The organism is Psychrobacillus sp. NPDC093180 (assembly GCF_044754065.1).
Taxonomy (GTDB): Bacteria; Bacillota; Bacilli; order Bacillales_A; family Planococcaceae; genus Psychrobacillus.
In genome coordinates this window covers 1-12794 of the sequence record NZ_JBIVOJ010000001.1, presented here as the reverse complement: position 1 = coordinate 12794, position 12794 = coordinate 1, and the positions used below count along the sequence as shown (strand labels likewise).

The 12794-nt window shown below is 41.3% G+C and carries 8 protein-coding genes, 23 tRNA genes and 2 rRNA genes; 3 read left to right on the top strand and 30 right to left on the bottom strand.

Annotated elements, in window-relative coordinates; translation table 11 throughout:
• Positions 1-3: 3 nt before the first annotated feature.
• The 5 genes from ACIP9W_RS00165 to ACIP9W_RS00145 form a co-directional block, all read right to left on the bottom strand.
• Positions 4-1434, bottom strand: a complete 1431-nt coding sequence (locus ACIP9W_RS00165) for an o-succinylbenzoate--CoA ligase (protein ID WP_400784956.1) — start codon at positions 1432-1434, stop codon at positions 4-6.
• Between the two features lie 62 nt (positions 1435-1496).
• Positions 1497-2315, bottom strand: a complete 819-nt coding sequence (gene menB / locus ACIP9W_RS00160) for a 1,4-dihydroxy-2-naphthoyl-CoA synthase (RefSeq protein WP_142538870.1) — start codon at positions 2313-2315, stop codon at positions 1497-1499.
• 2 nt (positions 2316-2317) lie between these two features.
• The gene (menH, locus tag ACIP9W_RS00155) at positions 2318-3139 is read right to left on the bottom strand and encodes a 2-succinyl-6-hydroxy-2,4-cyclohexadiene-1-carboxylate synthase (RefSeq protein ID WP_400784954.1); all 822 of its coding nucleotides are present in this window, start codon (positions 3137-3139) and stop codon (positions 2318-2320) included.
• Complete coding sequence (gene menD, locus ACIP9W_RS00150; protein WP_400784952.1) at positions 3127-4839, bottom strand: 2-succinyl-5-enolpyruvyl-6-hydroxy-3-cyclohexene-1-carboxylic-acid synthase; 1713 nt, start codon at positions 4837-4839, stop codon at positions 3127-3129. Before menD ends, menH begins: the two co-directional genes overlap by 13 nt.
• Positions 4832-6193 (bottom strand): isochorismate synthase, encoded by a 1362-nt coding sequence (locus ACIP9W_RS00145; protein WP_400784950.1) that lies wholly within the window; start codon positions 6191-6193, stop codon positions 4832-4834. Before ACIP9W_RS00145 ends, menD begins: the two co-directional genes overlap by 8 nt.
• Before the next feature lie 159 nt (positions 6194-6352).
• Here ACIP9W_RS00145 and ACIP9W_RS00140 point away from each other — a divergent pair, with 159 nt between their 5' ends.
• The 3 genes from ACIP9W_RS00140 (at position 6353) to ACIP9W_RS00130 (ending at position 9066) form a co-directional block, all read left to right on the top strand.
• Positions 6353-7264 (top strand): 1,4-dihydroxy-2-naphthoate polyprenyltransferase, encoded by a 912-nt coding sequence (locus ACIP9W_RS00140; protein WP_400784948.1) that lies wholly within the window; start codon positions 6353-6355, stop codon positions 7262-7264.
• Positions 7265-7436: 172 nt separating this feature from the next.
• Complete coding sequence (locus tag ACIP9W_RS00135) at positions 7437-7778, top strand: P-II family nitrogen regulator (protein WP_400784946.1); 342 nt, start codon at positions 7437-7439, stop codon at positions 7776-7778.
• A 19-nt stretch (positions 7779-7797) separates the two neighbouring features.
• On the top strand, positions 7798-9066 hold the full coding sequence (locus tag ACIP9W_RS00130) for an ammonium transporter (protein ID WP_400785916.1): 1269 nt from the start codon (positions 7798-7800) through the stop codon (positions 9064-9066).
• 1054 nt (positions 9067-10120) lie between these two features.
• Here ACIP9W_RS00130 and ACIP9W_RS00125 read toward each other — a convergent pair.
• The 25 genes from ACIP9W_RS00125 to ACIP9W_RS00005 form a co-directional block, all read right to left on the bottom strand.
• Positions 10121-10192: transfer RNA gene (locus tag ACIP9W_RS00125), tRNA-Glu, on the bottom strand.
• A gap of 8 nt (positions 10193-10200) precedes the next feature.
• Positions 10201-10291 (bottom strand) — tRNA-Ser (locus ACIP9W_RS00120).
• Positions 10292-10297: 6 nt separating this feature from the next.
• Positions 10298-10372: transfer RNA gene (locus ACIP9W_RS00115), tRNA-Asn, on the bottom strand.
• 218 nt (positions 10373-10590) lie between these two features.
• Positions 10591-10662, bottom strand: a tRNA-Glu gene (locus tag ACIP9W_RS00110).
• A 9-nt stretch (positions 10663-10671) separates the two neighbouring features.
• A tRNA-Ser gene (locus ACIP9W_RS00105) sits at positions 10672-10762 on the bottom strand.
• Positions 10763-10768: 6 nt separating this feature from the next.
• A tRNA-Asn gene (locus tag ACIP9W_RS00100) sits at positions 10769-10843 on the bottom strand.
• 4 nt (positions 10844-10847) lie between these two features.
• A tRNA-Ile gene (locus ACIP9W_RS00095) sits at positions 10848-10924 on the bottom strand.
• Between the two features lie 5 nt (positions 10925-10929).
• Positions 10930-11003: transfer RNA gene (locus tag ACIP9W_RS00090), tRNA-Gly, on the bottom strand.
• A gap of 7 nt (positions 11004-11010) precedes the next feature.
• Positions 11011-11086, bottom strand: a tRNA-Phe gene (locus ACIP9W_RS00085).
• Positions 11087-11144: 58 nt separating this feature from the next.
• Positions 11145-11220, bottom strand: a tRNA-Asp gene (locus ACIP9W_RS00080).
• A 3-nt stretch (positions 11221-11223) separates the two neighbouring features.
• Positions 11224-11300, bottom strand: a tRNA-Met gene (locus tag ACIP9W_RS00075).
• A gap of 28 nt (positions 11301-11328) precedes the next feature.
• Positions 11329-11421, bottom strand: a tRNA-Ser gene (locus tag ACIP9W_RS00070).
• Positions 11422-11433: 12 nt separating this feature from the next.
• Positions 11434-11510 (bottom strand) — tRNA-Ile (locus tag ACIP9W_RS00065).
• A gap of 6 nt (positions 11511-11516) precedes the next feature.
• Positions 11517-11590: transfer RNA gene (locus ACIP9W_RS00060), tRNA-Met, on the bottom strand.
• A gap of 21 nt (positions 11591-11611) precedes the next feature.
• Positions 11612-11687, bottom strand: a tRNA-Ala gene (locus ACIP9W_RS00055).
• Positions 11688-11698: 11 nt separating this feature from the next.
• Positions 11699-11775: transfer RNA gene (locus tag ACIP9W_RS00050), tRNA-Pro, on the bottom strand.
• Between the two features lie 7 nt (positions 11776-11782).
• Positions 11783-11859, bottom strand: a tRNA-Arg gene (locus tag ACIP9W_RS00045).
• Positions 11860-11877: 18 nt separating this feature from the next.
• A tRNA-Leu gene (locus ACIP9W_RS00040) sits at positions 11878-11966 on the bottom strand.
• A gap of 15 nt (positions 11967-11981) precedes the next feature.
• Positions 11982-12056 (bottom strand) — tRNA-Gly (locus ACIP9W_RS00035).
• A 17-nt stretch (positions 12057-12073) separates the two neighbouring features.
• Positions 12074-12158 (bottom strand) — tRNA-Leu (locus ACIP9W_RS00030).
• An 18-nt stretch (positions 12159-12176) separates the two neighbouring features.
• Positions 12177-12252: transfer RNA gene (locus ACIP9W_RS00025), tRNA-Lys, on the bottom strand.
• A gap of 6 nt (positions 12253-12258) precedes the next feature.
• Positions 12259-12334 (bottom strand) — tRNA-Thr (locus ACIP9W_RS00020).
• 12 nt (positions 12335-12346) lie between these two features.
• A tRNA-Val gene (locus ACIP9W_RS00015) sits at positions 12347-12422 on the bottom strand.
• 39 nt (positions 12423-12461) lie between these two features.
• Positions 12462-12577, bottom strand: a 5S ribosomal RNA gene (rrf, locus tag ACIP9W_RS00010).
• 124 nt (positions 12578-12701) lie between these two features.
• Positions 12702-12794, bottom strand: a 23S ribosomal RNA gene (locus ACIP9W_RS00005); the annotation flags it as partial.

Below are 12794 nucleotides of genomic sequence, written 5' to 3'. Positions count from 1 at the left end.
TTTCTAAGTGTTTTTTATATGATTGAAAAATTCTCTACGCAGCAACTTATTCGACGCATTACGCGGCAATTGATCTACAAAATAATAGTCTACTGGCTGTTTGTAAGAAGCTAGCTGCTTTTTCATAAACGCCCTTAAGCCTTCTTCCGTAATTTCCTCTTTTAATACAACAAATGCGGCAGGTACTTGCCCCCATTTGTCATCCTGCCTTCCAGCCACACCAGCTTCTTTAACTGCAGGATGTTTAACCAAAGCTTGTTCTATTTCTGCAGGATATATATTTTCTCCTCCAGAGATTATTAAATCAGAACGCCGATCAACGACAAATAAATAACCTTCCTCATCCAAGTATCCTATATCACCGGTATGCAACCAACCATCTACTAAAGGATGTTTTTGTTCCGCTGCTCCAACATAGCCTTTTGTAACATGTGGTCCTTTTATACAAATCTCTCCGATTTCTTCTTCTCCATCAATGCGTACATCCGCAAAGAACAGCGGTTTGCCCGCAGAGCCTAATTTGATAATGGCGTCCTCACTCGCTAATGTTGTTGTCTGAGAGGCAGTTTCTGTCATACCATATGTTTGGAGCACAGGAATATTTCGTTCGATTGCTCTCTCTAAATAATTTAAGGGCACTGGACCTCCACCAACAAGCATCGATCGGAACGTATGAGGAAAAGAAAGTTCACGCTCTTCTAATACAGTTAGCATTCTTTCTAATGTAACCGCTACAACAGACATTCTTGTAACAGTACCAGATAGAATCTCTTCTACTGCAGTCGTAGCGTCAAATTTCGAATGGAGGTTGACTGTCATTCCATATATAACAGAACGCATTAAAATCGAAAAACCGCTAATATGAAATAATGGCATCGTGCATAACCAACAGTCGTTTGGTTGGACACCTAGATTGAGGGCTGATCCAGTCGCATTCATTAAATGGTTTTCAAGCGATTGTCGTACCCCTTTAGGTCTTCCAGTTGTACCGGAAGTATACATAATTGTTATCGTACGTTCTTTCGGCCACTCTTTCTCTACTTCAAAAGCGGTTTGCTCAGCGCTTTCAATCTCATCGAAAGACCATTTATTTGCAAAAGATAAAGTTCTTTTTGCATGATCATCAACCAATAAATAATCGGGTGCACTATCTGCTAGTTGATAATTCAACTCTTCTTCTGATAATCGTTCATTTAACATAACAAGCTCGCAACCAATTTGCATACATCCATGTAAAATCATTACTAGCCTTGCATCAGAAGAGGCTAATATAGCTACTCTCATACCGCGTGTGATACCTTTTGTATGAAGACTTTCTGCGTATTTAGTTGCTTCCTTTGAAAGTTGCGCAAATGTCCACTCCTGGTCATTAAATCTTAAAGCAACACGATTCGGAGTCAAGCTCGCTCTTTTCAACAATAAATTCGGATACATAAATATTAATCTCCTTTAGAAAAAGCTGCCCAAAATAAGGGCAGCTCATACTGTTTAGGCAATCACGGAAAACGTGGGAATTGACCAAAATCAGGTTTACGTTTTTCTTTAAATGCATCGCGACCTTCTTTTGCCTCATCTGTTGTGTAGTAAAGAAGCGTTGCGTCCCCTGCCATTTGTTGAAGACCTGCTAATCCGTCTGTATCTGCATTCATCGCTGCTTTTAAGAAGCGAAGAGCAGTTGGGCTCATTTCTAGCATTTCTTCACACCATTGTACAGTCTCGTCTTCTAGTTGTTCATAAGGAACAACTGTGTTAACTAATCCCATATCAAGTGCTTGCTGAGCATCGTATTGACGGCATAGGTACCAAATTTCACGTGCCTTTTTATGTCCAATAATACGTGCAAGATAACCTGAACCATAACCAGCATCAAATGATCCTACTTTAGGTCCTGTTTGCCCAAATCGAGCATTATCAGCAGCAATAGTTAAGTCACATACTACATGTAAAACATGACCTCCACCGATTGCATAACCAGCTACCATTGCAACAACTGGTTTAGGAATAACACGGATTAAACGTTGTAAGTCTAGGACGTTTAAACGAGGAATTTCGTCTTCTCCAACGTATCCACCATGTCCACGTACTTTTTGGTCTCCACCTGAACAGAAAGCATGCTCACCTTCACCTGTTAAGATAATGACACCAACATTTTTATCATCGCGTGCGCGTGAAAATGCATCAATCATTTCCATTACCGTTTTCGGACGAAATGCATTTCGCACTTCCGGACGGTTAATAGTTACTTTTGCAATACCGTTGTAATACTCATACTTAATGTCTTCATATGTATGTAGCGTTGTCCATTCACGAGTCATCTTTATTCCTCCTCTAAAATAACTTTCTTTATTATTGTAGCAAAGATTTTCGGTTTTTCCACATGAATTGCATGTCCAGTATCTTCTATAACCTCTAAATGCGAGTTTGGAAACTCCTGTTGCATTCGTCTAGCAATTGCACAAAACTTTACATCCAGCTCTCCAGTCACTAATAATACCGGGATTGTTATATCACTTAGTATTCCCCAATAAGAAGGTTGCACTCCTGTACTAAATCCTTTCAAACTATTGCTAAGACCAACTGCTGACTGAGCAAGTCTTTCCTTACGAATATTTGCTTGCTGTTCAGGAGACAGCTTTTTTTGCGTTTGGAATAAAGGTATATTCTCCCAAAAGTCAACGAAAGAAATAACTCCTTCTTTCGTAATACGTTCTGCAAGCAACTCATCCGACAACTTTCTTTTCTGTCGTTCCCCATCGTCTGCGAGGCCTGGAGAGCTACTCTCTAGTATTAATCTATCTACAGGATATTTAGCGGTATAGGCTAACGCTAAGCGTCCTCCCATCGAGTAACCGACAAGCGTAAAATGAGTCCACTCCAATTGTTGAAAGATCGCATGAAGGTCTTCTATTTGTTCATCGACATTATAACGGGCAGAATCGACTGGCTTATCCGTCTGTCCATGCCCGATTAGATCAATTGCCAATACTTCGACCGAAGAAGGAAGATTACTAATTACTTCCTCCCAAGTACTACTAGAACCTGTAAATCCATGTAAACAGACAACTTTTTTGGTAGCTCCGATATTATATCGCTTGATATGCATATTGATCGAACGAACCATCACATTTATACTTTCCAACTAGAATCTAACTCCTCCGAAATTCCCACCCATAATTTTCGATGCGTTTCTGTATTGACTTGTCGATTCGTAAATACTTCTATAATACGGATATCTGTCGTCTTAGGCTGCATCAATGCTTGTTGGAATGCTTCCTTCGTATGCACAGCGTCATACTGGGCATCATACATAGCTGCAATATGTGAAAATTCTAAACCAGTAGGGGTTCCGAATAATTGCTCAAAATAATGTGTTTCGGTTGACTGCGATAAATAAGAGAAGATACCTCCTCCATCATTATTCATAATAACAATTGTACAATTTGTTTGATGGAATCTACTCACAATTAGCCCATTCACATCATGTAAAAAAGCAAGATCGCCGATAAGCAAATATCCAGGTCGATTGGTTACAGCTTGAACGCCTAATGCTGTTGATACTACTCCATCAATTCCGTTCGTCCCTCTATTTGCATATATTTGAACATCTTTCTTAGTTTTATTGAAAAAAGTATCTACATCACGGATTGGCATGCTACTGCTAGCAAACAAATCTACCCCATCAGGAAGTGCTTCAAACAATCTACCCGCCAATGCACCTTCATCTTCCTCGTTTGCTATATACGCTTGTATATGTTTTGTCGCGATATCATTCGCTTTTGACCAATTGTGTAAATAACTAGAGGCTTGTTTTTCTTCAATCGGTATCCATAAAGTATTTGTCGCTACTTGTACATGATGCGTTACCGCATGAATAGAATCACGGAAAAGTGGACTTTCATCTACTACTATAAATACTTCTGGCTTGCACGCCTTCAAAAATAAGGTAAGTGGCTTCGAAACAGGCTGCGCCCCAAAACGAATAACAACATTCGGAATAGCGGTTTGTTTAAATGCATCGTTTTTCAAGAGTGCATCATATTGATCAATACATAATTCCATACAATCATCAGGTATCGATGTTCGTAAGTTAGAAAGTGGATCAACTACTACAGGCCATTTAACTGTTCGTGCAAATTCCCAAAAGCCTTCCGTCGAATGTATAGAATCTCCGACAATAAGTAATCCCTTATCTTCACGCATTAGTAGATCTACATACCACGCAGTAAAATCACTACTTGGGACAAGCTTCCCTACTTCTGATATTTGCATCTCAGTTATAGGTAATGACTGCTCCATATTCAACAATAGTGGCTCTCTAAAAGGTACATTTATATGGACTGGTCCCATTGGTGCAGACTTCGAAGTGGACACTGCACGATGAATATGACGCTCCATAAAGGCTAAACCCGCTGTATCCACTTCTGGAAGAGGAAAGTCAACAGACCATTTGACATGCTTCCCAAAAAGATGTATTTGATCGATTGCTTGCGGCGCCCCGACTTCCCGTAATTCATGTGGACGGTCTGCAGTCACCACCAGTAACGGAACCCGTGCGTAAAAAGCTTCCACAATAGCAGGGAAGAAATTCGCTGCAGCCGTTCCAGAAGTGCAAAGAAGCACAACTGGCTCCTTTATTGCTTTTGCAATACCTAATGCAAAGTAACCGGCCGATCGTTCATCTGTCTGACGATAAAATGCAAAGCCGTCGCTTTTTGCAAAGCCATAAGCCAGAGGTGTAGATCTGGAACCGGGACACATTACAATATGTTTAACACCAGCCTGTTTAATTGTTTCTACAAATTGATTTACATAGGATGTTAAATACTCGATGTTAGTCATTCATATTTCCTCCAAGCGTGCGCAGCATTGGTCTAAATTTCACACGTGTTTCTTCAAATTCTTCCATAGAAGAGGATTCTGCTACAATTCCGCCGCCCGCATATAAATACGCATATTCATTTTCGATTAATGCGGAACGGATGCCGACCGCAAACTCACCGTCCCCTTCTGTATTAATCCAACCAATTGGAGCTGCATAATAGCCACGATTCATTTGTTCGGATTCACGAATTATGCTAATCGCTTCTTGACGCGGTTCGCCCCCTAAGGCTGGTGTTGGATGTAAAGCTTGTACTAATTCAAATAAAGAGGAATCCTTTTTCAAATGCCCCTCGATCGGCGTATATAGATGTTGGATATCTCTAATTTTCATAAGCTTTGGTCTTGGTGGTACTTTCAATTCTTTACAATACTGCTCAAATACTTTACGAATCATATCTACTACGTATTTATGTTCGCCTAAGTTTTTAGGATCCGCAAGAAGGGCTTCCCCTAATGCTTTATCTTCCACTGAATTTTTACCACGTTTAACAGAACCTGCAAGTCCCGCAGACTGCGCTTTTGAGTTTTCTACTTTCACTAGCCGTTCTGGAGTCGCTCCAAAAAACATCTGCTCCCCATTTTCTAAACCAAATAAATAACTCTCTGGTTGTTCCATGGCAGCATGATAAATTGCTGTTGCTGGAGAGAAATCCTTTTCAAACATTAACTTAAGAGACCGAGCAATTACTACTTTATTCACTTCATCCTCACGAATCCTTTTTGTTACATCTTCCACCGCATGTAAATACTGCTCTTTTAATCGATCTTCGCGTTTTACTAATGCTGGTTTGGAATGAGTTTGAAGTTCTCTTACTTGGGCAGTGTGTATAAGCGCATCTCTTTCCAACCGTAACCGTTCAAATATATCCGCGCTCTCTTCCTCGTTTGTAATATAATGAATGCTTACAAATGCTCTATCTTGTTGAATTACTAATTGGAATGTCGCCACTACAAAGAATGCTGACGGAAAATTATCCCATTCAGATGTAATGGTGTTTTTAGGATCAAATGCAAATCCACCAAATAAGATTGGCGAAACATCTACTTGTTCTTTAACTAAAGCATTACATAGCTCTTTCCATTTAGAATCAATGTCCGCATATCGATTATCTGCTAAGTTATTTGCTATGGTATGCGCATGACCTAAGCCAACAAGCGTCAATGTTTTTTCTTTGTTTTGCCAAAAAAATCGTTGGCCTTTATATTTTTCATCTCCCGCTTCAAAAAAAGCATGAGCTGATAATCTGGATACTTCTATTGTTTCTGTATAAAAACGTAATGTTGTTTGCTTTTGACCGGTGGTTTTCGGCATTAAAATTACCTCCGTATTAATATCTTGGTGTTAATCATGATGTTTTCTTTTTTATTTCTCTACCCTTTATCATACAACTTTCTACACTTTTCGGCACACATTTAGCAACGAATATATGCTAATATTGATAATGGATTGTTTAAAAGGAGAGAAAATTTTATGTCACATGAACTACAAGCCGACAAAGGTTGGCGCGTCTGGTGGAAATTAACAAGACCCCATACATTAACCGCTTCATTTGCTCCCGTTTTTTTGGGAACGATGATCGCACTCTATTACACAAATATTAACTGGCTATTATTTTTAGCAATGTTAGTTGCTTGTCTTTTTATACAAGCGGCTACTAATATGTTCAATGAGTATTATGATTTTGCTCGCGGACTTGATAGTGAAGAATCCGTGGGTATAGGTGGAGCAATTGTGCGAAATGGTGTTAAACCGAAAACAGTAATGCAGTTAGCATTGCTATTATATGGACTTGCTGGTTTACTAGGTATCTACATTTGCTATAAATCCTCTTGGATGTTACTTGTTGTTGGTGCTGCTTGTATGCTAATAGGCTATCTGTATACTGGTGGACCTTATCCTATCGCCTATACACCATTTGGTGAATTTTTTAGTGGTGTAGTAATGGGTATGCTTATTGTTTTAATAGCGACTTTCATCCAAGTTGGTTCTGTTCCTAATTTTGCCATCTTGCTTTCTATTCCAAGTGCACTACTTGTAGCCGCGATTATGCTTTCTAATAATATCCGAGATCTTGAGGAAGATACAAAAGGCGGCAGAAAAACGATGGCGATTCTTGTAGGTAGAAAAAATGCTATTACAATTTTGGCTTCTTATTTTATCATATCTTATCTTTGGATTGTAGGCTTAGTCTTACTACAAATTATTACACCATGGTCATTACTCGTTATATTAAGTATAAAAAAACCATTGCATGCGATTAAACTATTCAGAGAAAAAGATAATCCGCTTGAAGTAGCTCCTGCTATGAAAGATACAGCACTGACTAATACAATTTTTGTATTCCTTTTAGGAATAGGTTTATTAATCGGTTACTTCTTATAAGAAAAGCGCAAGAAGAAAAAGAAACACTTTTCTTCTTGCGTTTTTTTATGGCTATTTTTTATAAGCATCATAAATTGATGTTATATAAACTAACATAATTTTCAGAATATCATTTACATTTTTTATCTTTTATAATATGATGTTATATATTCTTACATTAGGAGGATGCAAAATGAAAAAAATTGAAACAATTATTCGCCCAGATGTATTTTCGGAAGTTCGTCAAGCACTTGCATTAGAAGGGATTGACGGGCTAAGCGTGACAGAAATTGCCGGTTGCGGCCGCCAAGAAGGACGCACTGGCTTATTTCGTGGGAACAACTATGAAATGGAATTTCATACAAAATTGAAGCATGAAATGGTCGTAGAAGATCATTTAGTAGAGAAGCTGGTAGAAGCCATTTTGAATCACGCATCTACTAATGAAGTTGGTGATGGAAAAATATTTGTTTTACCAGTCGATGAAGCAATCCGTATAAGAACAAAAGAACGCGGTGCAGTTGCCGTAAACTAAAGGAGAGGATTTTATGACAATAGAAATGGTTCAACATTCAATCGACATGTTGTGGATGATGTTAGGTGCTATTTTAGTATTTTTTATGCATGCAGGATTTGCAATGCTCGAAGCAGGTTTTACGCGTTCTAAAAATACACTGAATATTTTAATGAAAAACTTTCTTACAGTATCGCTTGGCGCTCTTCTATATTTCCTCGTAGGGTTTGGGTTTATGTTTGGTGAATCTTTCTTTGGTGCAATAGGTACGGATGGGTTTACACTATTTGGTAGAGAGGATATGGGTTTCTTCGTTTTCCAATCGGTTTTTGCTGCAACTTGTGCAACCATTATTTCAGGTGCAGTTGCTGAGCGAATGAAGCTATCTTCTTATTTATTTTTAGTAGTAGCAATGACTGGAATTATCTACCCTGTTGTAGGTCACTGGATTTGGGGAGGCGGATGGTTAGCTAAACTTGGTTTTATTGATTTTGCAGGTTCTACAGTCGTTCACTTAACAGGAGCCATCGGAGCTTTCGTAGCAGCAACACTTTTAGGTCCTCGCCTCGGAAAATATAGCAATGGTAAAGTGAATGTTATACCTGGCCACAGTATTCCTCTCGGTGCTTTAGGAGTTTTCATCTTATGGGTTGGCTGGTTTGGATTTAATGGAGCAAGTACCTTAGCTGCCGACCCTACTCTTGTCCCTCAAATTATTGCAAATACTTTATTTGCTGCTTCTGCCGGAGTTTTATCTACCGCTTTTTATACGAAACTAAGATTTAAAAAATTGGACGCCTCTCTTACTTTAAACGGTGCACTAGCAGGTTTAGTAAGTATTACGGCTGGTGCTGCTAATGTCTCTCTCATGAGTTCTATCTTAATTGGTTTACTTGCAGGTATTATTATGACAGAAGGAGTTCGCTTCTTAGATGTTATATTAAAAGTCGATGATCCTGTTGGAGCAATAGCAGTTCATGGGATAACTGGGATTTGGGGAACGATAGCTGTTGGACTATTTGAAACTTCAAGTGGACTCTTTGTAGGTGGAGGAGCGAGCTTGATCGTTGTTCAGATATTAGGAATTTTAGCTGTTATTGTTTGGGTTTCTATTACTGTTTCCGGCTTTTTGTTTGCCGTAAAAGTATTTAGTCCGATTCGTGTATCCAATGAGGAGGAAACTGCTGGACTTGATTTTGTAGAGCATGGTTCCCAAGCATATGAACTGAACGATGTATTTCCTGGCATTAGCACAAAAACAGAAGGATTTGCTCAACGCTTAACGGAACTAGGAAAAGCTACTAATTAGGGTTCTCATTCTTCTGAAGACAGAACAAAACTGCTAAAGTACCTACCTCTGGACAATTTAGCTTATGGGAACGATTAAATGGAATAACGCAGAGAATAGGGAAACTGTGCGGTAAAGCTTTATTAGGTATCCGCCGTGATTTTCGCTACATTCGGATGCTTTCCGTGGGGTGAGCGATGAGCCATCCCTTCCGCTTTGGGCGTCATTGGGATGTCTCATTAGCCCAGGGAATAAAGGCTAAGAGCGCCACATCGTGTGGCAACGCCTTTGAAACCAACGTCCTGTTGGCCTCCACAGGAGTCGCCGCTTGTAGCGAAAATCAATGGCAATATCTTTTTTATTAATGATCGACTTGCTAAAAACATAATCATCAACAGTTTTTTGACTAGGCAAATCCAATAAATGGCTAAGGGCAACCAAACAGCTATCGAAGGCAACCAATTCTAGTCTGTGAGCGACCAAATCACTGTTGAGAGCAACTAGGTCTAGTCTAAAGCAACCAAATTACTTCTGAGAGCAACCAATTTTCATAAAACAAGTTTACTTGGAGTGAGACGCCGATATGGATGAACGTTATTTAGGATTACTTTATAAAAAGCTTCCGCTTGCTCGGCTTTGTCGCGTTCACGTAGGACTTTGTCGTGTTCGCAGCTCATTATGTCACATTAAACCATTTATTGGAATTTATTAGTTGGAGAACATCTGAATAAGTTTCATTTGTTAAACAGTGACGCTGATTAGATAGCGTTATCCTCCATAGATTGTAGCGAAAGGGCGTCGACTCCAGCCGGAATAGCTTGAGCTGAAGACCCTGGACAGAGCGTAGCGAAGGAAGCGACTGAAGCCAAGCCGGCGGAAAGCGTACGCCCTGCAGCGGAAATCTTAGCGGATTCTTCATTCCATTCACTACTTCGCAGTTTCCCTATACCACGATTAAATTAAAGCATGTCGTTCCTTATAATCTTTTTAAAAAGTTCCCTCATGTCTAAACCTTTTATAGTTTCCTAACCAATGAAAAAAGCATGCTTCCTAATTGGAAACATGCTTTTTATAATGACCCCTACGGGATTCGAACCCGTGTTACCGCCGTGAAAGGGCGGTGTCTTAACCGCTTGACCAAGGGGCCAAACTATATGGCGGAGAAGGAGGGATTTGAACCCTCGCGCCGGTTGCCCGACCTACACCCTTAGCAGGGGCGCCTCTTCAGCCACTTGAGTACTTCCCCATATATTGGCTCCGAAGGTAGGACTCGAACCTACGACCAATCGGTTAACAGCCGATTGCTCTACCACTGAGCTACTTCGGAATAATAATAATCCTAAATTGGACTAAAAGCATTGACCTCAAGTTTTTAGGCATACGCTTTAATCAGGAGACTAATTGACCTCTTATTAAAGGTATAGAGAGAAAAAATCGAACTCTCATTAAGTTTTACAGAAATAGAAAAAGCTACTTATTAAATGATATTGATCACTCTTAAAGATTGAAAAAAGCATGTTTCCTAATAGGATACATGCTTTAAAATGACCCCTACGGGATTCGAACCCGTGTTACCGCCGTGAAAGGGCGGTGTCTTAACCGCTTGACCAAGGGGCCAAACATATATGGCGGAGAAGGAGGGATTTGAACCCTCGCGCCGGTTGCCCGACCTACACCCTTAGCAGGGGCGCCTCTTCAGCCACTTGAGTACTTCCCCATATGTTGGCTCCGAAGGTAGGACTCGAACCTACGACCGATCGGTTAACAGCCGATTGCTCTACCACTGAGCTACTTCGGAATAATGGTGGGCCTAAATGGACTCGAACCATCGACCTCACGCTTATCAGGCGTGCGCTCTAACCAGCTGAGCTATAGGCCCATTATTGGAGCGGGTGAAGAGAATCGAACTCTCATCATCAGCTTGGAAGGCTGAGGTTTTACCACTAAACTACACCCGCATTACTATGGTGGCTCAGGACGGAATCGAACCGCCGACACAAGGATTTTCAGTCCTTTGCTCTACCGACTGAGCTACTGAGCCTCTTCAATTTTTATTTACTTGTCCTAAATCTAAAACTAATAAACTTAAATTAATTTAATGGCGGTCCCGACCGGGATCGAACCGGCGATCTCCTGCGTGACAGGCAGGCATGTTAACCGCTACACCACGGGACCATTTGGTTGCGGGGACAGGATTTGAACCTGTGACCTTCGGGTTATGAGCCCGACGAGCTACCGAACTGCTCCACCCCGCGATAATAATATATGTATTAGTTTTAAAAATGGAGGAGGAAGAGGGATTCGAACCCCCGCGCGGTATGACCCGCCTGTCGGTTTTCAAGACCGATCCCTTCAGCCAGACTTGGGTATTCCTCCGGAATATGTTGATGGTGGACCTTGCAGGACTCGAACCTGCGACCGGACGGTTATGAGCCGTCTGCTCTAACCAACTGAGCTAAAGGTCCTAAATATAGCGGCAGAGGGAGTCGAACCCACGACCTTTCGGGTATGAACCGAGTGCTCTAGCCAACTGAGCTACACCGCCAAGAATTTTACTTTAATAATATGGTGGAGCCTAGCGGGATCGAACCGCTGACCTCCTGCGTGCAAGGCAGGCGCTCTCCCAGCTGAGCTAAGGCCCCATTTTTTGGACTGGTCGGGAAGACAGGATTCGAACCTGCGACCCCTTGGTCCCAAACCAAGTGCTCTACCAAGCTGAGCTACTTCCCGTAATATATGGCGCGCCCGGCAGGAGTCGAACCCACAACCTTCTGATCCGTAGTCAGACGCTCTATCCAATTGAGCTACGGGCGCATATATTTTTCATAAAAGTGGTGCCGAGGACCGGAATCGAACCGGTACGGTAGTCACCTACCGCAGGATTTTAAGTCCTGTGCGTCTGCCAGTTCCGCCACCCCGGCACTTTGATGAATCTTTGGAGCGGAAGACGAGGTTCGAACTCGCGACCCCCACCTTGGCAAGGTGGTGTTCTACCACTGAACTACTTCCGCTCGGTTATGAAATTAAATGGTGCGGGTGAAGGGAGTCGAACCCCCACGCCTTGCGGCGCTAGATCCTAAGTCTAGTGCGTCTGCCAGTTCCGCCACACCCGCATGGATATTTTTTAAAAATGGTGAGCCATGTAGGATTCGAACCTACGACCCTCTGATTAAAAGTCAGATGCTCTACCAACTGAGCTAATGGCTCGTACAATGGTGCCGGAGAAAGGACTTGAACCCTCAACCTACTGATTACAAGTCAGTTGCTCTACCAGTTGAGCTACTCCGGCGAAGAATAAATATGGTGGAGGATGACGGGCTCGAACCGCCGACCCTCTGCTTGTAAGGCAGATGCTCTCCCAGCTGAGCTAATCCTCCTGGGTATTAAAATTAATTTGTACTATGTACTTATTGCAAGCCTAGCGACGTCCTACTCTCACAGGGGGAAACCCCCAACTACCATCGGCGCTGAAGAGCTTAACTTCCGTGTTCGGTATGGGAACGGGTGTGACCTCTTCGCCTTCATCACTAGACTTGAATAATTATTTGAAAGACAAGTTTTATTATAACAACTTTGTAGAAAATTTCAAGTGTTTTTTTAAAAAAAATATTCTTTCAAAACTGGATAAACGACATTTTTAAACAAATAAATACAATTTGGTTAAGTCCTCGATCGATTAGTATTCGTCAGCTGCACGTGTCGCCACGCTTCCACCCCGAACCTATCTACCTCATCGTCTTTGAGGGATC

Bases quoted from the DNA above. Each gene is read 5' to 3' on its own strand.
- ACIP9W_RS00135 (WP_400784946.1), top strand. From the start codon at position 7,437: ATGAAAAAAATTGAAACAATTATTCGCCCAGATGTATTTTCGGAAGTT.
- ACIP9W_RS00140 (WP_400784948.1), top strand. From the start codon at position 6,353: ATGTCACATGAACTACAAGCCGACAAAGGTTGGCGCGTCTGGTGGAAA.
- menD (WP_400784952.1), bottom strand. From the start codon at position 4,839: ATGACTAACATCGAGTATTTAACATCCTATGTAAATCAATTTGTAGAA.
- ACIP9W_RS00145 (WP_400784950.1), bottom strand. From the start codon at position 6,193: ATGCCGAAAACCACCGGTCAAAAGCAAACAACATTACGTTTTTATACA.
- menB (WP_142538870.1), bottom strand. From the start codon at position 2,315: ATGACTCGTGAATGGACAACGCTACATACATATGAAGACATTAAGTAT.
- ACIP9W_RS00165 (WP_400784956.1), bottom strand. From the start codon at position 1,434: ATGTATCCGAATTTATTGTTGAAAAGAGCGAGCTTGACTCCGAATCGT.